At 64.1% G+C, this 18,893-nt stretch carries 21 protein-coding genes; 9 read left to right on the top strand and 12 right to left on the bottom strand.

Annotated features, from left to right (window positions below):
* Positions 1–9: 9 nt before the first annotated feature.
* The 3 genes from NKH35_RS03615 to NKH35_RS03625 all read left to right on the top strand — a co-directional run bounded on the left by NKH35_RS03615 (position 10) and on the right by NKH35_RS03625 (position 3,069).
* Positions 10–1,680 (top strand): nitrite/sulfite reductase, encoded by a 1,671-nt coding sequence (locus NKH35_RS03615; RefSeq protein ID WP_023683051.1) that lies wholly within the window; start codon positions 10–12, stop codon positions 1,678–1,680.
* Positions 1,655–2,419: a phosphoadenylyl-sulfate reductase gene (locus NKH35_RS03620; RefSeq protein WP_023700114.1), complete on the top strand. Its 765-nt coding sequence runs from the start codon at positions 1,655–1,657 to the stop codon at positions 2,417–2,419. Before NKH35_RS03615 ends, NKH35_RS03620 begins: the two co-directional genes overlap by 26 nt.
* A gap of 116 nt (positions 2,420–2,535) precedes the next feature.
* Positions 2,536–3,069 (top strand): DUF934 domain-containing protein, encoded by a 534-nt coding sequence (locus tag NKH35_RS03625; RefSeq protein ID WP_023686582.1) that lies wholly within the window; start codon positions 2,536–2,538, stop codon positions 3,067–3,069.
* Positions 3,070–3,388: 319 nt separating this feature from the next.
* Here NKH35_RS03625 and NKH35_RS03630 read toward each other — a convergent pair whose 3' ends face one another.
* Together NKH35_RS03630 and NKH35_RS03635 are read right to left on the bottom strand one after the other, a co-directional pair.
* Positions 3,389–4,411, bottom strand: coding sequence for a fatty acid desaturase (locus NKH35_RS03630; RefSeq protein ID WP_352913380.1), 1,023 nt, complete (start codon positions 4,409–4,411; stop codon positions 3,389–3,391).
* A gap of 84 nt (positions 4,412–4,495) precedes the next feature.
* Positions 4,496–4,696 carry a hypothetical protein gene (locus tag NKH35_RS03635; protein ID WP_023669766.1) on the bottom strand — a complete coding sequence of 67 codons (201 nt, stop codon included), beginning with the start codon at positions 4,694–4,696 and terminating at the stop codon, positions 4,496–4,498.
* 259 nt (positions 4,697–4,955) lie between these two features.
* On the opposite strand from NKH35_RS03635, the gene grpE reads away from it, so the two are divergent.
* Both grpE and NKH35_RS03645 read left to right on the top strand, forming a co-directional pair.
* Positions 4,956–5,585 (top strand): nucleotide exchange factor GrpE, encoded by a 630-nt coding sequence (grpE, locus tag NKH35_RS03640; protein WP_352913382.1) that lies wholly within the window; start codon positions 4,956–4,958, stop codon positions 5,583–5,585.
* 140 nt (positions 5,586–5,725) lie between these two features.
* On the top strand, positions 5,726–6,358 hold the full coding sequence (locus tag NKH35_RS03645; protein ID WP_023744087.1) for a trimeric intracellular cation channel family protein: 633 nt from the start codon (positions 5,726–5,728) through the stop codon (positions 6,356–6,358).
* A 107-nt stretch (positions 6,359–6,465) separates the two neighbouring features.
* Here NKH35_RS03645 and olsB read toward each other — a convergent pair whose 3' ends face one another.
* The 6 genes from olsB to NKH35_RS03675 all read right to left on the bottom strand — a co-directional run bounded on the left by olsB (position 6,466) and on the right by NKH35_RS03675 (position 13,562).
* Positions 6,466–7,341, bottom strand: a complete 876-nt coding sequence (gene olsB / locus NKH35_RS03650; protein ID WP_023683057.1) for a l-ornithine N(alpha)-acyltransferase — start codon at positions 7,339–7,341, stop codon at positions 6,466–6,468.
* 276 nt (positions 7,342–7,617) lie between these two features.
* The gene (locus tag NKH35_RS03655; protein WP_023824630.1) at positions 7,618–9,906 is read right to left on the bottom strand and encodes a response regulator; all 2,289 of its coding nucleotides are present in this window, start codon (positions 9,904–9,906) and stop codon (positions 7,618–7,620) included.
* 101 nt (positions 9,907–10,007) lie between these two features.
* Positions 10,008–10,997, bottom strand: coding sequence for an acrylyl-CoA reductase (NADPH) (gene acuI, locus NKH35_RS03660; protein ID WP_023740833.1), 990 nt, complete (start codon positions 10,995–10,997; stop codon positions 10,008–10,010).
* 105 nt (positions 10,998–11,102) lie between these two features.
* Positions 11,103–11,591 carry a signal peptidase II gene (gene lspA / locus NKH35_RS03665; RefSeq protein ID WP_023712332.1) on the bottom strand — a complete coding sequence of 163 codons (489 nt, stop codon included), beginning with the start codon at positions 11,589–11,591 and terminating at the stop codon, positions 11,103–11,105.
* Complete coding sequence (locus tag NKH35_RS03670) at positions 11,588–12,445, bottom strand: TrmH family RNA methyltransferase (RefSeq protein ID WP_023683061.1); 858 nt, start codon at positions 12,443–12,445, stop codon at positions 11,588–11,590. The genes lspA and NKH35_RS03670 overlap by 4 nt, the downstream gene beginning before the upstream one ends.
* Positions 12,446–12,479: 34 nt before the next feature.
* On the bottom strand, positions 12,480–13,562 hold the full coding sequence (locus NKH35_RS03675) for an RsmD family RNA methyltransferase (RefSeq protein WP_023824629.1): 1,083 nt from the start codon (positions 13,560–13,562) through the stop codon (positions 12,480–12,482).
* Between the two features lie 127 nt (positions 13,563–13,689).
* Here NKH35_RS03675 and NKH35_RS03680 point away from each other — a divergent pair, with 127 nt between their 5' ends.
* The 4 genes from NKH35_RS03680 (at position 13,690) to NKH35_RS03695 (ending at position 15,983) form a co-directional block, all read left to right on the top strand.
* A complete protein-coding gene (locus NKH35_RS03680) occupies positions 13,690–14,388 on the top strand; it encodes a helix-turn-helix transcriptional regulator (protein WP_023824628.1) in 699 nt (232 codons plus the stop codon).
* Between the two features lie 90 nt (positions 14,389–14,478).
* Positions 14,479–14,883, top strand: a complete 405-nt coding sequence (locus tag NKH35_RS03685; RefSeq protein WP_023824627.1) for a VOC family protein — start codon at positions 14,479–14,481, stop codon at positions 14,881–14,883.
* The gene (locus NKH35_RS03690) at positions 14,880–15,311 is read left to right on the top strand and encodes an EVE domain-containing protein (RefSeq protein WP_023698201.1); all 432 of its coding nucleotides are present in this window, start codon (positions 14,880–14,882) and stop codon (positions 15,309–15,311) included. Before NKH35_RS03685 ends, NKH35_RS03690 begins: the two co-directional genes overlap by 4 nt.
* A 96-nt stretch (positions 15,312–15,407) precedes the next feature.
* Positions 15,408–15,983 carry an MFS transporter gene (locus NKH35_RS03695; protein ID WP_023824626.1) on the top strand — a complete coding sequence of 192 codons (576 nt, stop codon included), beginning with the start codon at positions 15,408–15,410 and terminating at the stop codon, positions 15,981–15,983.
* A 188-nt stretch (positions 15,984–16,171) separates the two neighbouring features.
* Here NKH35_RS03695 and lhpI read toward each other — a convergent pair whose 3' ends face one another.
* The 4 genes from lhpI to sppA form a co-directional block, all read right to left on the bottom strand.
* The gene (lhpI, locus tag NKH35_RS03700) at positions 16,172–17,137 is read right to left on the bottom strand and encodes a bifunctional Delta(1)-pyrroline-2-carboxylate/Delta(1)-piperideine-2-carboxylate reductase (RefSeq protein ID WP_352913386.1); all 966 of its coding nucleotides are present in this window, start codon (positions 17,135–17,137) and stop codon (positions 16,172–16,174) included.
* 31 nt (positions 17,138–17,168) lie between these two features.
* The gene (locus NKH35_RS03705; RefSeq protein ID WP_352913388.1) at positions 17,169–17,513 is read right to left on the bottom strand and encodes a DUF1049 domain-containing protein; all 345 of its coding nucleotides are present in this window, start codon (positions 17,511–17,513) and stop codon (positions 17,169–17,171) included.
* A gap of 52 nt (positions 17,514–17,565) precedes the next feature.
* On the bottom strand, positions 17,566–17,850 hold the full coding sequence (locus tag NKH35_RS03710; RefSeq protein ID WP_006200394.1) for an integration host factor subunit beta: 285 nt from the start codon (positions 17,848–17,850) through the stop codon (positions 17,566–17,568).
* A gap of 80 nt (positions 17,851–17,930) precedes the next feature.
* On the bottom strand, positions 17,931–18,887 hold the full coding sequence (gene sppA, locus NKH35_RS03715; RefSeq protein ID WP_023820573.1) for a signal peptide peptidase SppA: 957 nt from the start codon (positions 18,885–18,887) through the stop codon (positions 17,931–17,933).
* Between the last annotated feature and the right edge of the window lie 6 nt (positions 18,888–18,893).

Raw genomic sequence — 18,893 nt, forward strand, 5'->3', positions numbered from 1 at the left:
AGACGAAACATGTACCGCTACGATGAGTTCGACCACGATTTTGTCCAGGCCCGCGTCGCCGAGTTCAGCGACCAGGTCGAACGCCGGCTGTCCGGCGAGATCACCGAGGATCAGTTCCGGCCGCTGCGGCTGATGAACGGCGTCTACCTGCAGCTGCACGCCTACATGCTGCGCATCGCGGTGCCCTATGGCACGCTGAACAGCGCGCAACTGCGCATGCTCGGCCACATCGCGCGCAAATACGACAAGGGCTACGGCCACTTCACCACGCGCCAGAACATCCAGTTCAACTGGCCGGCGCTGTCCGACATTCCGGCGATCCTGGCCGATCTCGCCAGCGTCGAGATGCATGCCATCCAGACCAGCGGCAATTGCATCCGCAACGTCACCGCCGATCACTTTGCCGGCGCCGCCGCCGACGAGGTCGCTGATCCGCGCCCCTATGCCGAGATCCTGCGGCAATGGTCGTCTGTGCATCCGGAATTCTCGTTCCTGCCGCGCAAGTTCAAGATCGCGGTGACCGGGGCCGAGCGCGACCGCGCCGCCATCCAGACGCATGATATCGGTCTGCATCTGAAGAAGAACGCCGCCGGCGAGCTCGGCTTTGCCGTCTATGTCGGTGGCGGCCAGGGCCGCACGCCGATGGTGGCGCGCAAGATCCGCGACTTCCTGCCGGAAGCCGACCTGCTGTCCTACTGCACGGCGATCCTGCGCGTGTACAACCTCTATGGCCGCCGCGACAACAAGTACAAGGCGCGCATCAAGATCCTCGTCCACGAGACCGGCGTCGAGGAAATCACCCGCCAGGTCGAGGCCGAATGGCAGGAGCTGAAGGACGCCGAGCTGAAGCTGCCGGAAGCCGACATCCGTGCCATCGACGCCTATTTCGCGCCGCCGGCACTGACCGCCCGGCCGGAAGGCGACGCGGCGATCAAGCTGGCGCGGCTCGATTCCAAAAGCTTCTCGGATTGGCTCGACCAGAATGTCGTGACGCATCGCCATCCCGACTATGCCGCGGTGACGATTTCGCTGAAAGGTATCGGCGAAGTGCCGGGCGATGCCACCGACAGCCAGATGGAAGCGGTCGCCGACATCGCCGAGAAATACGCGTTCGACGAACTGCGCGTCAGCCATGAGCAGAACCTGATCCTGCCGCATGTGGCGCGCGCCGATTTGAAAGCGGTCTACGACGCTTTGGTCGACATTGGCCTCGCGACGGCCAATTCCAACCTGATCAGCGACATCATCGCGTGCCCTGGCCTCGATTATTGCGCGCTGGCGACAGCGCGCTCGATCCCGATCGCGCAGGAGATTTCGCTTCGCTTCGCCTCGCTGGAGCGGCAGCGCGAGATCGGCGAATTGAAGCTGAAGATTTCCGGCTGCATCAATGCCTGCGGACATCACCATGTCGGCCATATCGGTATCCTCGGCGTCGAGAAGAAAGGCTCCGAACTCTACCAGGTGACGCTTGGCGGATCGGCCGACGAGAACACCTCGGTTGGCGAAATCATCGGCCGCGGCTTCTCTTCGGAAGAGATCACGGACGCCATCGAGCAGATCGTCGACACCTATCTCGGCCTTCGGCTCGGTCCCAGTGAACGTTTTATCGACGCCTACCGCCGTGTCGGTCCCGCGCCGTTCAAGGAGGCGCTCTATGCTGGCGAAACCAAGGCCGCTTGACCGCATCGTCGACGTCGACGACAGCATCGCCGCCAAAGCGGCGGGCTTCGACGCGCTGTATGGACATCTGAGCCCGCTCGACATCATCGAACGCGCGGCGAGCGAATTGTTTCATGACGAGATCGCCGCCGTGTCGTCCTTCGGCGCGGATTCCGCTGTCCTGCTGCATATGATCGCCAAGGTCGACCGCACGCTGCCGGTCATCTTCCTGGACACCGGCAAGCATTTCGAAGAGACGCTGGGCTATCGCGATGCGCTGGTCGCCGATTTCGGGCTGACCAACATCAGGGTGATCAAGCCCGAAGACGCGGCGCTCGAGCGGGTCGATCCGACCGGCAATCTGCACCAGAGCAATACCGATGCCTGCTGCGACGTGCGCAAGGTCGAGCCGCTGGCGCGCGGCGTCGCCCCCTTCCGGGCCTGGCTGACCGGCCGGAAGCGCTTCCAGGCGGCGACGCGAGCCGCGCTGCCGGTGTTCGAGGCGGTCGGCCCGCGCGTACGCATCAATCCGCTGGCGCACTGGACGACATCCGACCAGGCCGACTACATGCGCGCGCATGCGCTGCGCGAAAATCCGCTGGTTGCGTACGGCTATCTGTCGATCGGCTGTTTCCCGTGCACGCAGCCGGTGCAGCCGGGAGAGGATGCGCGCAGCGGCCGCTGGGCCGGTCATGCCAAGACCGAGTGCGGCATCCATCTGTCGGGACTGGAAGTGTCGCTGACCGACGCATCCCTTTAAGCTATGGTGATATTCAGGTGAGGTTGGCCTGCAACGGCGGCTTCCGCCCGGAGGCCGCCGGTTTCGTGTGGACCGGCTTTCGCGGACTTCGATTTTGGGGCTTTTAGGAATTTTCGATGACTGAACCGACGACAGCGGAGACCCGCCTCTGGACCCGGACGGGTTTTCGCGAGGACGAGTGGACACATGCCGAAAGTGCGGATGCACTGGCGGGCAATGGCCGCTTCATCCTGCCGTTGCAGGCATTTCTCGGCCTCGATGCCGAAGTGCGGCGCTCGGCCAAGGAGCGGCTTGGCGTCGCGCTGCAGCCCGGCGACCAGCTGGAAAAGATTGTGGATCTGCTCGACCAGCTGTCGCTGGTGGCGCTGGCCTTCCCGGCCTTCAGCGACGGCCGCTCGTTTTCCAAGGGCGAATTGCTGCGCAGCCGCTACCATTTCGAGGGCGCGGTCCGCGCCACGGGCCAGGTGCTCGTCGACCAGCTGCCGCATATGCTGCGCCTCGGCTTCGACGAGTTCGAGATCTCCAACCCGGTTCTGCTGAAGCGCCTCGAAGAAGGCCGCACAGGCGGGCTGGGCCTTTACTATCAGCCGACCGAAGCGTCGGAGCCGAAGGGGCCGAAATACTCCTGGCGGCGCGTTCGCAACAGCTGACGCAGCGGTAATTTCGCCTGTCTTTACAAAGACTGTGATCGGGCCTTCTCCTGGCTGTCCGGACGGAAATATCCGCCGGGCGCGAGGGAGGAATCGGCGCTCATCGGCGGCAACACCAATGCACCGTCCATCATGATCGCCGAAAAGGCGCCTGACATGATCAGGGCTGCAAGGTCTGGATGCGCGAGGAGCGCAAGGCTGCCTGAGCCGGTTTTTGGGAGATGCCGCCGCGCCTTCGGTGCGGCGGTTTCTTTCTTTGTCTTACGGAATTCCCAAGCGAAAGCCCGGAAAACCGCCTCACACTTTGCTGGAATTGCTTTTAGGCCAAGGCCCGCGCTTCGCGAAACGAGACCAGCTTGCGGCGGTTCTCGTCCCACAACGCAAGCTTGACGCAGCGCAGGCTGTCGAGGAGCGTGACGCGGCCGATGCCGCGCAGTTCGGGATAGTCGCGCAGCACTTCCTGCAGCCGGTAGCCCGGCACCTTGGCCGAGAGATGGTGCACGTGATGGACGCCGATATTGCCGGTGAACCAGTTCAGCACCGGCGGCAAATCATAATAGGACGAGCCGTGCAGGGCGGCACGCTGGAATTCCCACTCTTCGTCCTTCGCCCATTCCGTCTCCTCGAACTGGTGCTGGACGTAGAACAGCCAGATTCCGGCCGATCCGGCCAGGATCACGATCGGCAAATGGACGATCAGGAAAGCGCCGGGGCCGACCAGCCAGATAAGCAGCGCTGCCGCGACCGCGATGCCGAGATTGGTGGTCATCGACGACACCCAGGGCGTCAGGCCGCCGCGCATCATGCCGACCGGCAGCCTCTGCTCGACGATGAACAGCCAGATCGGGCCAAGGCCGAACATCACCAGGGGATGGCGGTAGAGACGATAGGCAAGGCGTCCCCGCCAAGACAGCTGCCGGTATTCAGCAACCGTCAACGTCCTGATATCGCCCATGCCGCGCTCGTCAAGATTGCCGGCGCTGGCGTGATGGGTGGCGTGCGCGCGCCGCCAGCAATCGTAAGGGGTCAGCGTCAGCACGCCGAGCGCGCGGCCGATCCAGTCGTCGGCAGTGCGGTTGGCGAAGAAGGAGCCGTGGCCGCAATCGTGCTGGATCATGAAGATCCGCACCAGAAAACCGGCGGCGGGAAGGATCAGGATCAAGCCCCACCAGTGGCCATAGGAATAGGCTGCCGAAGACAGCGCCCACAGCGTAACGAAAGGAATAAGGGTGATGGCGAGTTCAAGAGTGCTGCGTCGCCGGTCGGGCTTCTTGTAGCGCGCCAGGATCTTCAACCAGGCGCGCTTGCTGTTGGCGGCCGTCTCGGGGGAAATCATGTTCATCAGGAAGCATAGGCGGGGCGTCCCGCTGCCGCAAGGAAAAGCTCACGCAAAATTACTGCGCGTAATTGTCGCGCGATAGCATCGCTATTGACGGCGTTGGCCGCCGGCCATGCTGGCTTCTATGCCGTCCAGCCGGTCGAGCAGATCCCGGAAACGGGCGGGAATGTCGGCCTCGGTGCGGAAGGCCGGCAAGGTGCGCAAGAAGCGCGTCGTCGCCTCGGTGCCGAACTGGCGCCTGATGTCGGCGGCGAGCTCTTCGCTTCTGTTGCCAGTATTGCGGTCCATTGTCTCAAATCCTGTGTCGGTTTCAAAACTCCTCCAAGCTTTGAATGGTTCCCCATAGCGGGGTATTGGCAAGCAAAGGCTGCCGTTACGGTAAAGTTTGAATTAATTTTGAACGTCTTTGCGTCCCGCACCAAGTCCGACGGGCAGCCCGCAACATTGCCTGCTGTTGGGCGTCCTCCTGGGCTTGCCCCTTGATTTTTGGCCGCCAAACCTCGATATCGGGCGCAAATCCAAACCATTCGAATGACGGGAAATGGCGATGAGCGACCAGACAAAAGACGAACGCGCGCCCGAGGATATCGAAACGGCCGAGGCCGAGCGCATGCAAGGCGGCATCGACGGCGACTATGAAGCGCTGGTGCGGCTGCTGAAGGAAAACGAGGAGCTGAAGGACCGCGCGCTGCGGGTCGCGGCCGAGATGGAGAATCTGCGCCGCCGCACCGCCCGCGACGTGCATGATGCGCGCGCCTATGCGGTGGCCAATTTCGCCCGCGACATGCTGTCGGTGTCGGACAATCTGCGCCGCGCGCTCGATGCTATCCCCGCCGAGGCGAAAGCGGCCGGAGATGCCGGCTTCAAGGCGCTGATCGACGGCGTCGAGATCACCGAGCGCGCCATGCTGTCGACGCTGGAACGGCATGGGGTGAAGAAGCTCGAACCGGAAGGTGAGAAGTTCGACCCGAATTTCCACCAGGCGATGTTCGAAGTGCCCAATCCCGATGTGCCGGCCAACACCGTCGTCCAGGTCGTGCAGCCGGGCTATTCGATCGGCGAGCGCGTGCTGCGGCCGGCCATGGTCGGGGTCGCCAAGGGCGGCCCCAAGATCGCGGCCACCGAAGCGCCGGTCGAGCCGGGGCCGGTGAACGAGCAGGCCGAGAAGGATGCGTGAGTAGGGTAGGCAGTAGGGAATAGGGAATAGGGAATAGGGAATAGGGAATAGGGAATAGGGAATAGGGGCAGGCGTATCAATCGCGCGGCTTCGTGTTATTCATACTTTCCCTAATTCCCAATCCCTACTACCTCATGTCCCTGACACCCATCGACCTCCTCGACTATGCTGGCGTCGCCGTCTTTGCCGCGACCGGGGCGTTGGCGGCTTCGCGCAAGCAGCTCGACATTATCGGCTTCCTGTTTCTGGCCAGCGTCACCGGCATTGGCGGCGGCACGCTTCGCGACGTCATCCTCAACCTGCCCGTCTTTTGGGTCGCCAACTCCGGCTATGTGCTGGTTTGCGCGGCGGTTGCGGTGCTGGTCTTCTTCATCGCCCACCGCGTCGAATCCCGCTGGAAATGGCTGCTCTGGCTCGACGCCATCGGATTGGCGGCCTTTTCCGTAATGGGCGCGGCCAAGGGGCTGGCCATCACCGGCTCGCCGGTCGTCTCCGTTGTTATGGGCGTGTTGACCGCCACATTTGGCGGCATCCTGCGCGATCTGCTGGCCGGCGAGCCATCGGTGCTGCTCAGGCCCGAAATCTACGTCACCGCCGCACTCGCGGGCGCCGGCCTCTACACACTTGGCGATCTTGCCGGCCTGCCGCCGCTCGCCTCGGATGTCGCCGGCTTCGTCGCGGCTTTCCTGGTGCGCGGCGGCGCGCTGAAATTCGGCTGGACCTTTCCGTCCTACAAGAGCCGCCCGGGACGGCGACCGGAGGATATTCCGTAGGGAGAGGGATTAGGGAATAGGGAATAGGGAATAGGGAATAGTCGGTAGTCAGCAATTCGCGGCAGCCTTCACTACTGCCTACTGCCTACTGCCTACTGCCTACTGCCTCACGCCGCAAAGCGCTGCGCTTCCCCGCCATAATAGTTGACGTAGCGGGCGCCGATTTCCTTGACCGGCATCACCACGAACACATCGACGGTGGAGAACTCACGGTCGATGACGCAGCCGTCGCCGATGCGGGCGCCGACGCGCAGATAGCCCTTGACCAACGGCGGCATGGCCGCAATCGCCGCCTTGGCGTTGACCGCCTCGATCGGCATCAGGTCCATCGAGCAATAGCGCCCGGAGACCGCCCGCACATCCCAGGCGGAGTTGGTCCGGCAGTGATGGGCAAGGTAGGTGAGCGCCTCGGCATGTGCAGCCGGCACCGTGCCAGGGAACGAGGCACAACCGGTCATCACGCCGATCTCATAGTGGTTGATGTAGGCCCAGATGCCTTGCCACAGCGCCTCGATGGTGCGCTTCGAGCGGTATTCCGGCAGCACGCAGGAGCGGCCGAGCTCAAGGAAGCGCTGGCCGGGATGGCGGGCGATCAGCTTGGTCAGTTCGAACTCGCCTTCGGAATAGAAGCCGCCGGCGGTCGCCGCAATCTCTTGCCGCAGCAGGCGGTAAGTGCCGACGATGCGGCGATGCTCGGGGCCGGAGATCGAGGTGTCAAGCACCAGCAGATGGTCGCACAGCGGGTCGAAGCGGTCGGCGTCGCGCCGGTCCTGCGCCTGGAACAGGTCCTTCCTGGCGCCAAGCTCGTCATAAAACACCCGGTAGCGCACTTCCTGCGCGGCGGCGATCTCGGCCTCATTGCGGGCAAGCCGCACTTCGAGATTGCCGATACGGCCCAGCGGTGCGCCTGTTGCGACGGCATCGGCGTTCCGCGCGGCGAGCAAAGCGCCGCCTGCGCTGGGCCGAGTGTCACATTCCGGCATAACTGTATGCACGAGTGATTCTCCTTCGAGCCATCCCTCTTGGCACGGGGATACGGTGTAGGTGCAACAGGATTGTGACAGTACCGTGATACGGCGCGACGGGCAATACTTCGTCGGCTGGCGAAAACCCTCATTCGGCTACCTACGTGACGAGAGGATTGCGCCAGCGTCGCCTTGAAGCGCGTCGCGCTGGGACGATTCACGCGACGCGCTTCAAGTCTTTGTTTTGTGCATGTCGTCTTCTCAAAACCGGGGCCACTTTTGAGCGACATGAATTCAGGCGGCCACCTGGCCCTCGACGGCATGGACCAGCGCGTCGGGATCGAGCGGCTTGGTGACAAAGCCGCTGGCGCCATGGGCGAGCACGGTGTGGCGGGTCTTTTCCTGGCTGTCGGCCGAAAGCACCATGATCGGAACCGGCGGCACAGCCATTTCCTCCTCGTGGCGGCGGATGGCGGCGATCGCGTCCAGCCCGTCCATGACCGGCATGTGCAAATCCATCAGCACCACATCGAAGCGATTTTTCAGCCCGGCTTCGGTCACCGCCTCGACCGCGGCCTTGCCATTGCCGACCACTTTCACGCGATGTCCCGCCTTCAAAAGCGTGGCGCGGGCAAGCATGGCGTTGATGTCGTTGTCTTCGGCGATCAGCACCGACAAACCTTGCTGGCGCCCGCCATGGGCACGAAGCGAGGACGCACCGGTCTTTTCCGGCTTGGGCGGCGGCAAGGCAGAGGCATGACTGGTCAGCAGCATGCGCAGCAGGGTTTCGCCGCGCACCGGCCTCGCCAGGAAGGTGGCGTAGCCGTTGGTGCGGAATTCGCCAAGCATGCCGCGGTCGGTCGGCGCGATCAGCGTGATCGCCTCGCAATCGGCAAAGCCACTCTGGCGCAGGCGCTTGAGCAGTCTGCCGTCGCCGTCCTCCAGGGCCGCGTCGATCAACAGCACATCGCAATGTTCGGCGAAGGGCGTCGCCTGGGAAGCGGTTGCGGCGACCTCGACGGCGCCGCCATGGGCGCGGATGGTGCGGGCGATGGCGTCGGCCTCGACGGCGTTCTTCGACACGATCACGGCGCGCCGGCCGGCCAGGATGTTCTGCCGGTTCTGCGGTGCTTCGGTTGCTCCTGCAGCCGGGATCTCGAAGACGAATTCCGATCCCTCGCCAAGCCGGCTCGACACCGAAATGGCACCGCCCATGGCGGCGACCAGGCGCCTCGATATGGCCAGACCGAGGCCGGCGCCCCCATGGGTGCGGGTCGAGGTGCCGTCGGACTGTTCGAACTCCTCGAAGATGCGCTCCATATCCTCTTCGCGCAGGCCAGGGCCGGTGTCGGCGACGGTGAAGCAGATGCGGTCGCTGGTCTCGGTGCGGGCCCGTGCAACCGAAACCAGCACGCCGCCGGTGTCGGTGAACTTGATCGCATTGCCGATCAGGTTGAGCAGCACCTGCCTGACTCTTCCCGGATCGGCCATGATCATCTGTGGCACGTCGGGCTCGACATGACAGCCGAGGCCGATGTTCTTGGCGAAGGCTTTCGCCGCCATCAGTTCGATGATGTTGTCGGCGATTTCGCGCAGCGATGTCGGCTGCGGCTCCGGGTCGAAACGGCCGGCCTCGATCTTGGAATAGTCGAGCAAATCCTCGATGAGCGCCAAAAGGGCGCTGGCCGAGGTCGAGACAGCGCCGACATAGGTGCGCTGCTCGGGCGACAGATTGGTGTCAGCCAGAAGCTTGGCCATGCCCATGATGCCGTTCATCGGCGTGCGGATCTCATGGCTGACGGTGGCGAGGAAGCGCGACTTGGCCTGGCTGGCATATTCGGCGCGCTCACGCGCGGTGATCAACGAGGATTCGGCGCGCTTGCGGGCGGTGATGTCACGGGCAATCGCCCGGTGCGAGACGGCGCCGCTATCCTTGTCGCGCACCGACAGTTCGATCCACGAGAACCAGCGCGGACCGTTCGGGGTACGTATGGAGACGTCGGTGGAACTCAGGCATTCATGATCGGAAAAGGCGGCGTCGGGAACGATACCGACATCGATGCCGAGGTCGGCCAGAGTCCTGCCGGCAAGGTCGCGCTGATCGGTTCCGACGAGGCCGGCGAAAACCATGTTCGCATAGACGATGTGGCCGTCGCGGTCGCGGTGGACGACGAGATCGCCGAGCGCATCGATCAGCCCGCGAAAACGCTCCTCGCTCTCCTGCATCTCCCACATGCGGTCGGCCAGCGTCTCGATCTCGGCGCGGCTGCGGGCGGCGGTTTCGTCGAGCAAGGCCGTCGCGCGGTGGACGGTGCGGCGGTTGCGCAGGTGCATGGCGACGCCGGCAAGGCCGGTCGCCAGCAGACCGAACGTGATGAAGATCGGCGCGCCGGTGAGGTGAGACAGGCCCGCCAGCACGACGCTGGCGACGACCGTCAGGAACAGCAGGCCCTCGTGCGTGGCGCGCGGAAAATCCGGCGCCAGCGGCGGCGCAGCAACATGCTGCCGCTTGGGCGTCGCCGGGTTCGGCCCGTCGATGCTTTCGGCGTGGCTCTTCTCTTTCCTGGCGGACTCCGCGATCATGCGGAAATCCTTGCCAGATAGAGATTATGGAAAAGCGCGGCGGATCGTTCGAATTTTAGCGGTCATGCATTTTTGCCGCCCGTTCTGGCGGCTTCGGGGCCTCACATATCCACGACCATGCGCCCCCTGATCTTGCCCTCGACGATGTCGTGGGCGGCGGCGATGATGTCGTCGAAGCCGATGGTCGTCGACAGGCCGGCGAGCTTTTGCAGATCGAGATCGCTGCCGATGCGGCGCCAGGCTTCGAGGCGCACGGCCTTGGGCGCCATCACCGAATCGATGCCGAGCAGCGAGACGCCGCGCAGGATGAACGGGGCGACGCTCGACGGCAGATCCATGCCACCCGCCAGGCCGCAGGCGGCGACCGCGCCGCCATAGGCGGTCATCGACAGCACATTGGCCAGCGTGTGGCTGCCGACGGCATCGATGCCGCCGGCCCAGCGCTCCTTGGCCAGCGGCTTGGCCGGCTGGGAGAGTTCCTCGCGCGAAATCACTTCGGCGGCACCGAGGTCGATCAGATAGGAGCTTTCGGCGTTGCGGCCGGTCGAGGCGATGACGTGATAGCCAAGGCTGGACAGGATCGAGACCGCGACCGACCCAACGCCGCCGGCTGCACCCGTCACCACCACCGGGCCGCGATCCGGCAGGATGCCGTGCCGCTCCAGCGCCATGACGCTGAGCATGGCCGTATAGCCGGCGGTGCCGACCGCCATCGCATCGTGCGCGCTGATGCCGTCGGGCAACGGCACCAGCCAGTCGCCGTTGACGCGGGCGCGCCCGGCATAGGCGCCGAAATGCGTCTCGCCGACGCCCCAGCCATTGAGGATGACCTTGTCGCCCTTGCGCCAGTCGGCATGCGATGAGGAGAGGACGGTTCCGGCGAAATCGATGCCCGGCACCAGCGGCCAGCGGCGGATCACTGGCGCTTTCCCAGTGATGGCCAGCCCGTCCTTGTAGTTGACCGTCGTCGCCTCGACCGCGACGGTTACGTCGCCTTCCATCAGATCGGCTTCGCCGAAATCGACGACCTCCACCGACTGTTTCTTTTCGGCGTCGCGCGAAACGAGGATGGCTTTGAAGGTTTCAGGCATCTCTTCTCCTCGGCTTCGCAAAGGCTGGCGGTCGGCATTGGCTGGCTCTGGCCGAACTGTGCGGCGACCGTCCGGCGAGGTCAATTGGTCAAAAGAGTCGGGCCGTCAGGCTTCTGGGCCTTGCGGCTTGGCCTCGCGCCGCCAGCCTATGAACTCGTCGAAGACGACCAGCGCCGCGCCGACCGAAATGAAGGCATCGGCGAGGTTGAAGACGGCGAAGGACCATACCGGCGTGTGGAACAATATATAGTCGATGACGTGGCCGTAGACGGCGCGGTCGATCAGATTGCCGATCGCACCGCCGATGATCAATGCAAAGCCGATGCGGGCCAGCACATGGCCGGCGGGGGTGCGCGTTGCGAGGTAAAGCACAAAGGCAACGACCACGACCGCGATGACGACCAGGCCGGTGTCGCCGAAGGACGAGAACATCGAGAAGGCGATGCCGGTATTGTAGGTGCGAAACAGCGCCAGGAATGGCACCATGTCGAGCTTTTCCTGGAAGCCGAGGCCGGTCTCGATCAGATGCTTTATCCACTGGTCGAGCGCGATTGCCACCACCACCAGCAGCGCATAGGGAGACCATGATTTCACGATGTGGCGTCCTCGGGGGCAAGTTTCAGCGCTCCGCGCCGAATCTCGAACAGCATGATTCCGGTGGCGACCGCCAAATTGAGTGAATCGGCGCGGCCGGCCTGCGGAATCCGCAGCAGCCGGTCGCAGCTTTCCGCCAGATTGTCGGGCAGGCCCTGCTGCTCATTGCCCATCATCAAGAGCACCGGTCCTCGGGAGAAATCGACCGAGCGGTAGTCGACCGCACCCTTCAGGTGGGTGCCGACCACCAGGCCCGAGAAGCTGTTTCGCCAAGCCAGAAATGCTTCCGGCGTCGCCTTGGTCACCGGCACGGCGAAGATCGAGCCCATGGTGGCGCGCACGGTCTCGACAGAAAAAGGATCGGTAGTCTCGCCGACCAGGATGACGCCCTTGGCGCCGACGGCATCGACGGTGCGGATGACGGTGCCGAGATTGCCGGGATCGCGCACCCGGTCGAGCGCCACCCAGACGTCGCCGTCGTGAGCGCGGATGTCTCTTAGCGGCAGCAGTTTTTGCCGGAAGACGCCGACCACCATTTGCGGATTGTCGCGGCGAGTGATGGCGACCAGCACTTTTTCGGACACTTCCAGCACGGTGCCGCCGGCGGCAACCGTGCGCGCCGCCACCTTTTCGACCGCCGCATTGCCGCGTCCGGCCTTGGCGAAAACCAGCGTCCTGATCGACCAGCCGAGGTCGAGGGCGTCGATGACCAGCTTCAGCCCTTCGGCCATGAAGGCGTTCTGCTGGTCGCGGAATTTCTTCTGGGCGAGCGCCTTGATGTCCTTGATCAGCGGATTGGCAAGGCTGGTGACTTCCTTGACCTGCCCGGGCGCACCTGCGTGCCGCTCATTCATTCGGGACTCCCGGGCATTCAGGTCTCCCGGGCATTCAGGCCACCCAGCGCGAAAACAGCGATGTCGACAGCGCCCGGCCGGCGGATTGCTCGCGGATGATCAGTTCGCCTGATTCAACCGTGCCGCCCATGCCGGCAAAGGTGTCGCGCATCAAGGCATGGATGGCGAAGAAGGAGGCGCGGATGGAATAGGCGGTCAGCACCACGGCGAGCGGTTTCGGCGTCAGAATCGCGCGGCAAAGATCGGTCAGGCCGGGCAGGTCCTCGAACAACTGCCAGACCTCGCCCTTGGGGCCGCGGCCATAGGCGGGCGGGTCGAACAGGATGATGTCGTAGCGGCTGCCGCGGCGCTCTTCGCGCTCGGCGAATTTCACTGCATCGTCAACGATCCAGCGGATCGGCTTGCTGCCGAGACCGGCCATTTCCTGGTTTTCGCGCGCCCAGCCGACCGCCTTCTTGGAGGCATCGACATGGGTGACCTCGGCGCCGGCACGGGCGGCTACGAGAGATGCGAGCCCGGTATAGCCGAACAGGTTCAGCACCTTGACCGGGCGCTTGGCCGCCGCGATCAGGCTGGCCATATGGTCCCAGTGCGAAGCCTGCTCGGGGAAGACGCCGACATGGCGAAACGAGGTGAAGCGGCCGAGATAGTCGATGCCGTCATGCTTCATCGGCCAGGTCTCGCCCAGCGGTACCTTCGGGAACCGCCAGCGGCCGATGCCTTCCTCGTCGGTGTCGCCGGTGAAGATGGCGTCGGCTCGGTCCCAGTCCCTGGCGGGCAAGGCCTTTTGCCAGATCGCCTGTCCCTCGGGCCGCACGATGCGGTAGGGGCCGTATTGTTCGAGCTTCTCGCCGGCGCCGCTGTCGAGCAGTGCATAATCCTGATTGGCCGCCACTTCGAGGATCACCGGCAGGCACTCAGTGGGCAGGATGCCTTCGCGACGCGCCAGGATACGGGGGGCGGGCTTCGGATCAGACCGGTCGTCCGGTTTTGTTTCGTGGCGTTGCTGTCTGGCTTCGGGTCGGACTGGTACGGTGCCCGGCAGCGGCCGCGCCTGTTCGGTCCTGCCCTTTGCGGGCGGACGGTTGTCGCGGCGTTTGTCGCGAAAGGACTTCAAGCAGGAGCGTCTCCGGAGGCGGCAGGCCGCTTTTGACATAGGGTCACCGGCTGCGCAAACAAAATGGTCGAGCGTGCGAATGTCTGAGGTGGTGGACCTCGCTGAGGAAACAGGCAAATCTCGAATCATGTCCCGTTCCGAACGCCTGCTCGACCTGATCCAGATCCTGCGCCGGCATCGCCGGCCGGTGAGCGGTCGCACGCTTGCCGGCGAGATGGACGTTTCGATCCGAACGCTCTACCGCGACATTGCCACGCTGCAGGGGCAAGGCGCGCCGATCGAGGGCGAGGCTGGGCTGGGCTATGTGCTGAAACCCGGCTTCATGCTGCCGCCACTGATGTTCACCGACGAGGAGATCGAGGCCATCGTTCTGGGATCGCGTTGGGTTGCCAGACAACCGGACAAGCGGCTGTCGGCCGCCGCCACCGACGCGCTGGCCAAGATCGCCGCTGTGCTGCCGGATGATCTGCGCGAGGACCTCGATGCGACCGCGCTTTTGGTCGGGCCGCACGGCGATGCTGTCGAAAGCATCGACCTTGGCCTGATGCGCCAGGCGATCCGCAACGAGAGAAAACTCGGCTTTCTTTACCGCGATGCCGGCGGCGCCGCCTCCGAGCGCTTGATCTGGCCATTCGCGCTCGGCTTTTTCGACAAGGTGCGGGTGGTGGTGGCCTGGTGCGAGACGCGGCAGGATTTCAGACATTTTCGCGCCGACCGGATGTCGGGGCTCAACACCACGGATATCCGCTATCCGCGTCGTCGGCAGGCGCTGCTGAAGGAATGGCGCGCGACGCTGGACGCACCGGAGCGCCAGCCTGGCGCTTAATGCTCCTTTCCACGCGCCCACAAGACGCTGCTGCCAGAATCTGACAGTGGGGTCACCTATGCTCCTCCAATCGAAACCTGGAGAGCAGACATGAACACCCCTAATTTCGTCATCCTTTATGTCGACAGCCCGGAGCGGAGCGGCGCCTTCTACGGTGCGCTGCTGGGACGCCAGCCGGTGGAGACGTCGCCGACCTTCGTGCTGTTCGTGCTCGACAATGGCTTCAAGCTCGGCCTGTGGTCGCGCCACACGGTGGAGCCGTCGGCCGCGGGCGGCGGTGCGGAGCTCGTCTTCGCGTTGGACCGGCCTGATGCGGTGGACGCCGCCTACACGGACTGGGCAGGACGCGGCTTGACCGTTCTGCAGACGCCGACCGACATGGACTTCGGCCGCACCTTCGTTGCGCTCGATCCCGACAAGCACCGGCTGCGCGTCTACTGGCTGAACGACGGAGAACAGGCCAATGGGGAACAGGCCAATGGAGAACAGAAATGAGTGCGCACTGGATCGCGGTCGCTTCCGCCGAACATGTCCGGCGCGGCCGCGAGGCCGGCTTCATGCAGGTCAACCACGGCAAGGCGGCACCTTTGCGCCGCATCAAGCCCGGCGACGGCATCATCTACTACTCGCCGACCACAATTCTGCGCGAGAAGGACGGCCTGCAGGCCTTCACGGCAATCGGCACCGTGCGCGAAGGCGAGCCTTACCAGGGCGACATGGGCGGTGGCTTCACGCCGTTCCGCAGGGATGTCGAATGGGCCAAGGCCGAGGAGGCGCCGATCAAGCCGCTGCTCGAGCAGCTCGACTTCACCGCGGGCAAATCGAACTGGGGTTATCAACTGCGCTTTGGGCTGTTCGAAATTACGGCGCATGATTTCGCGCTGATCGCCGAGGCGATGGGCGCTGCCATGAAGGCCGACTGACCGGCCATTCCTACCATGGTAGCGGCAGCTTCCGAGACATTCGAGATGCTCTGCCGTTGCCTCAAAGCGGCGGATCGCCGGGAACTTTAGCCGACGTTGCCTGAACGCGCGCCGGCAGGCGCGCTGCTCCGATTTATCAGCGCCGCACCCATTCTGGTTCTGATCGAATTGGCCTTCGGCTTTGCCGATATTGCTGCGATTTCAGGCATGGCGGTCTACTTCGTTCGCGTCGGCCACTCCGAAGCTTTCGCAGCATACGCCATTACCGTGCTGTCACTTCCCACCGCGTTTGCCCAGCCTCTGGTCGGATGGTTGCTGGACAAGACATCGCGTGCCGGTGTGACGATCTGCTGCGGCCTTTTAGGAGCGGTCGCGTTCCTGGCAATCCCGTTTTTGCAATCCGAGGCCGCTATCCTGGTGGTGTTCGCTATAATCGGCGTTGCAACATTCGCCTTGAGCACTTGTGCCCTCACAATCTTGGGCGAGCGCTTCGAGGGCGGGATGTTAGTAGCCGGAACTGCTAGCTTTTCTTTGGCCTACTCCATAGGCAGCGTTATGGGATCGACTGGAACCGGGTCACTCATGGACTGGATTTCGCCAAGAGCCGTACCAATAAGCGTTGGCTTGGGTCTCCTCGCTTTCACAATTCTAGTTTCTTTCAAACGCCCGTAGATTTGTCGGTCACCACTGACGTACGCGAAGCGGCGATTTGGCCCGAAAGCCGCCGTTCCGCTTCCCCACGCTTCTCAGTCGCTTGGTCTTCTACGCCTAATGTTTGGATGGGACCAAGGCGCGGGCAGCGCGGAGGCGGTCAGGAAGTTTGGCCTCAGGAACGGCGCCGGCGCCGGTGCAGGCAGACGCTACTGCTTGAGCGCGTTGTAGACGGCAATGCCGGTGGCAAGGTCTTCGAGGGCGGCGCCGACCGACTTGAACAGCGTGACCTCAGTGGGGCTCTGCCGGCCCTGTTTTTCCCCGCGCGCCAGCTCATGCAGATCGGCGACGATGGCTTCCGGCTTCAGCACGCCGGAGGCGAGCGGCTGGACGATGTCGCCGGCTTCCTTGGTGGCGCCGGCGCGGGTGTCGACATAGACGCGGGCGCGCGCGGTCGCGTCGTCGTCGCTCTCGCGCATGGGCGGCGTGAAGCCGCCGACCAGATCGACATGCGCGCCCCGCTTGAGCAGCGCACCCTTGACCAGCGGCGTCGTCGTGATCGTCGCCGATGAGACGATGTCGGCCTCGGCGAGTTCGGCGTCGAGATCGCTTGCGGCCTCGGCGTTGAAACCGTCCGCGCGCAAATCAGCCGCGACCTTTTCGGCATTGGCGGGCGTGCGGTTCCAGATGCGGATGGTCTTGATCGGCCGCACCGCGGAGTGCGCCTTGGCGAGGAACGGCGACAGCGCGCCGGCGCCGACCACCAGAAGCCGCGATGCGTCCTCGCGGGCGAGATAGGAGACGGCCAGCGCCGAGGCGCAAGCGGTGCGCCACTGTGTCAGCCGTTGGCCGTCGATCAGCGCTTCGGGCTCACCGGTGGCGCCGTTGAGCAGGAGATAGAGCCCCATCACCGCCGGTTTGCCGATGGCGTTGTTGTCGGGCGATACGGTGACGATCTTGACGCCGATATGACCGCCGACCGACGTGCCGGCCGCATGGAAGTCGGTCCACGCCGGCATCAACAGCAGCGTGGAAGTGGCACCGTCGGGCCGTTCGACTCCGTGATGATGGCGGACGGGTTGCACAGCACCCTCGCGGAAGGCCGCGCGCAATGTCTCGACCAGCCCGGGAAAGGTCAGCGCCTGGTCGACAGCGTCGGCCGAAATGGTCAGCATGCAAAACTCCGCGAAGACAAAAGCTTCGGCTTCAGGCCGTTGGCTTCGGCAGCGCCGGACCCTGGCCCGAGCCTTGCAGTGCGGCGGGTACCCGGCTGACCGCCTGGCGCAAATTCTCGGCCTCGACCCCGCGCTGGCGCGCCAGCTTGCGGTAGCGGCCCTGCTTGACCCAGGTCGCTAGGCTGCCGACGACCATGCCGATGGCGAGCGCCACGAACAGGAAGATGAACAGCGGCAAGGTCAGCGTCAGTTTCGGATTGCCGGGGTTGAACGGGTCGAGCGTGAAGGCGACCAGCTCGCGGTTGGCGACGGCCAGCGCAATCAGGATGACGGCGAGCGGCACGAAGACCACGATAAGTATGAAGCGGTTCAACATAGAGATTCCCTGGAGAAGGCAGGCCTTGATAAGGTCGGCGCGTGGTCCGCGCCTACTTGCCGCCATTCAGCCTTTCACGCAATTCCTTTCCGGTCTTGAAGAACGGCACCCACTTCTCCTCGACCTCGACGGATTCGCCGGTGCGCGGGTTGCGGCCGGTGCGGGCAGGGCGATTCTTCACCGAAAAAGCGCCGAAGCCACGCAACTCGACCCGATTGCCTTCCGCCAGGGCATCGGTGATCTCGTCGAAGATCGCTCCCACGATGTTTTCGACGTCGCGCAGGAAAAGATGCGGGTTGCGCGTGGCAATGATCTGCACAAGCTCGGATTTGATCATCAGAAAGGTCCCCGTGAAAGCGCTGCGGTCAAATTATCAGGATGATTTTATTTGCTTTTTTACTCGCCCCAACCGGCAGATCAAGGGTGCCAGACGGAAACGAGACCGTCAAGAAACAAGCGATCCGCGCCAATTTCGTGAAGCACGTCGCTGCCGGCCTCCGACAGGCCGAGCGCGCTGCCGACGCTGCGCGCTATTGCTTTCGAGAACAGGAAGCCGCCACGCCGCTCGGTGTCCTTCCATTCCACCACCTTGAGCTTGGCGTCGACACCCTTGGTCGCCAGCCAGTCGATCGCCACGCTCTCGCCGCCGACAGCGTCGATCAGACCGTTGGCAAGGCCCTGGCGGCCGGTGAAGATCGAGCCGTCGGCAAGGGCCAGTGCCTGATCGCGGGTCATTTTGCGGCGCTCGGCGACGATGCCGACGAACCAGTCATAGCTGTCGAGGATGAGCTTGCGGACCATGGCTCGCTCGTCTTCATTGGTCGGCTTGAAGGGCGAGGGCGATGCCTTCAGCGGCGAGGATTTCACTTCCTCGAGCTTGATGCCGACCTTGTCCATCAGACCGCTGACATCGGGATACTGGATGAGCACACCGATCGAGCCGACGATCGACGTCTTGCGGGCAACGATATGGTCGCTGGCACTGGCGATCATGTAGCCGGCCGATGCGGCCAGCGTGCCGACCTCGGCCACCACCGGCTTGTCGGCGGCAAGCTTGCGCACCTCCTCGTAGATCGATTCGCCGCCGACCGTGGTGCCGCCGGGCGAATCGATCGCCAGGATGACGCCCTTGACCTGCGAGGACGTGCGGATGGTTTCCAGCCGCTTGATCAGTTCCTCGTCTTCGGTGATTGTGCCTTCGATCCTGACCTTGGCGATGTGGTCGACGGAAGAACCGCCGAGGTCGCCGCCATAGAACCAGCTTGCAAGCGCAATCACCCCAAGGGCCACGACGGCAATGGCGGCGCCGCGCCAGAAGGTCAGCTTGCGCCGCAAGCGGCGGCGGTCGATCAGGTCGTCGGCTCTCAGTGCCATGGTCTG

The sequence above is a fragment of the Mesorhizobium sp. M1143 genome (assembly GCF_040318435.1).
Lineage (GTDB): Bacteria > Pseudomonadota > Alphaproteobacteria > Rhizobiales > Rhizobiaceae > Mesorhizobium.

Coding starts and splice junctions, on each gene's coding strand:
- NKH35_RS03615 (WP_023683051.1), top strand. CDS start 10: ATGTACCGCTACGATGAGTTCGACCACGATTTTGTCCAGGCCCGCGTC.
- NKH35_RS03635 (WP_023669766.1), bottom strand. CDS start 4,696: ATGGACCGCAATACTGGCAACAGAAGCGAAGAGCTCGCCGCCGACATC.
- olsB (WP_023683057.1), bottom strand. CDS start 7,341: ATGCCGGAATGTGACACTCGGCCCAGCGCAGGCGGCGCTTTGCTCGCC.
- NKH35_RS03655 (WP_023824630.1), bottom strand. CDS start 9,906: ATGATCGCGGAGTCCGCCAGGAAAGAGAAGAGCCACGCCGAAAGCATC.
- NKH35_RS03705 (WP_352913388.1), bottom strand. CDS start 17,513: ATGTTGAACCGCTTCATACTTATCGTGGTCTTCGTGCCGCTCGCCGTC.
- NKH35_RS03630 (WP_352913380.1), bottom strand. CDS start 4,411: ATGAACATGATTTCCCCCGAGACGGCCGCCAACAGCAAGCGCGCCTGG.
- NKH35_RS03670 (WP_023683061.1), bottom strand. CDS start 12,445: ATGAATGAGCGGCACGCAGGTGCGCCCGGGCAGGTCAAGGAAGTCACC.
- sppA (WP_023820573.1), bottom strand. CDS start 18,887: ATGGCACTGAGAGCCGACGACCTGATCGACCGCCGCCGCTTGCGGCGC.
- NKH35_RS03710 (WP_006200394.1), bottom strand. CDS start 17,850: ATGATCAAATCCGAGCTTGTGCAGATCATTGCCACGCGCAACCCGCAT.
- NKH35_RS03690 (WP_023698201.1), top strand. CDS start 14,880: ATGAGTGCGCACTGGATCGCGGTCGCTTCCGCCGAACATGTCCGGCGC.
- NKH35_RS03620 (WP_023700114.1), top strand. CDS start 1,655: ATGCTGGCGAAACCAAGGCCGCTTGACCGCATCGTCGACGTCGACGAC.
- acuI (WP_023740833.1), bottom strand. CDS start 10,997: ATGCCTGAAACCTTCAAAGCCATCCTCGTTTCGCGCGACGCCGAAAAG.
- lhpI (WP_352913386.1), bottom strand. CDS start 17,137: ATGCTGACCATTTCGGCCGACGCTGTCGACCAGGCGCTGACCTTTCCC.
- grpE (WP_352913382.1), top strand. CDS start 4,956: ATGAGCGACCAGACAAAAGACGAACGCGCGCCCGAGGATATCGAAACG.
- NKH35_RS03685 (WP_023824627.1), top strand. CDS start 14,479: ATGAACACCCCTAATTTCGTCATCCTTTATGTCGACAGCCCGGAGCGG.
- NKH35_RS03625 (WP_023686582.1), top strand. CDS start 2,536: ATGACTGAACCGACGACAGCGGAGACCCGCCTCTGGACCCGGACGGGT.
- NKH35_RS03680 (WP_023824628.1), top strand. CDS start 13,690: ATGTCCCGTTCCGAACGCCTGCTCGACCTGATCCAGATCCTGCGCCGG.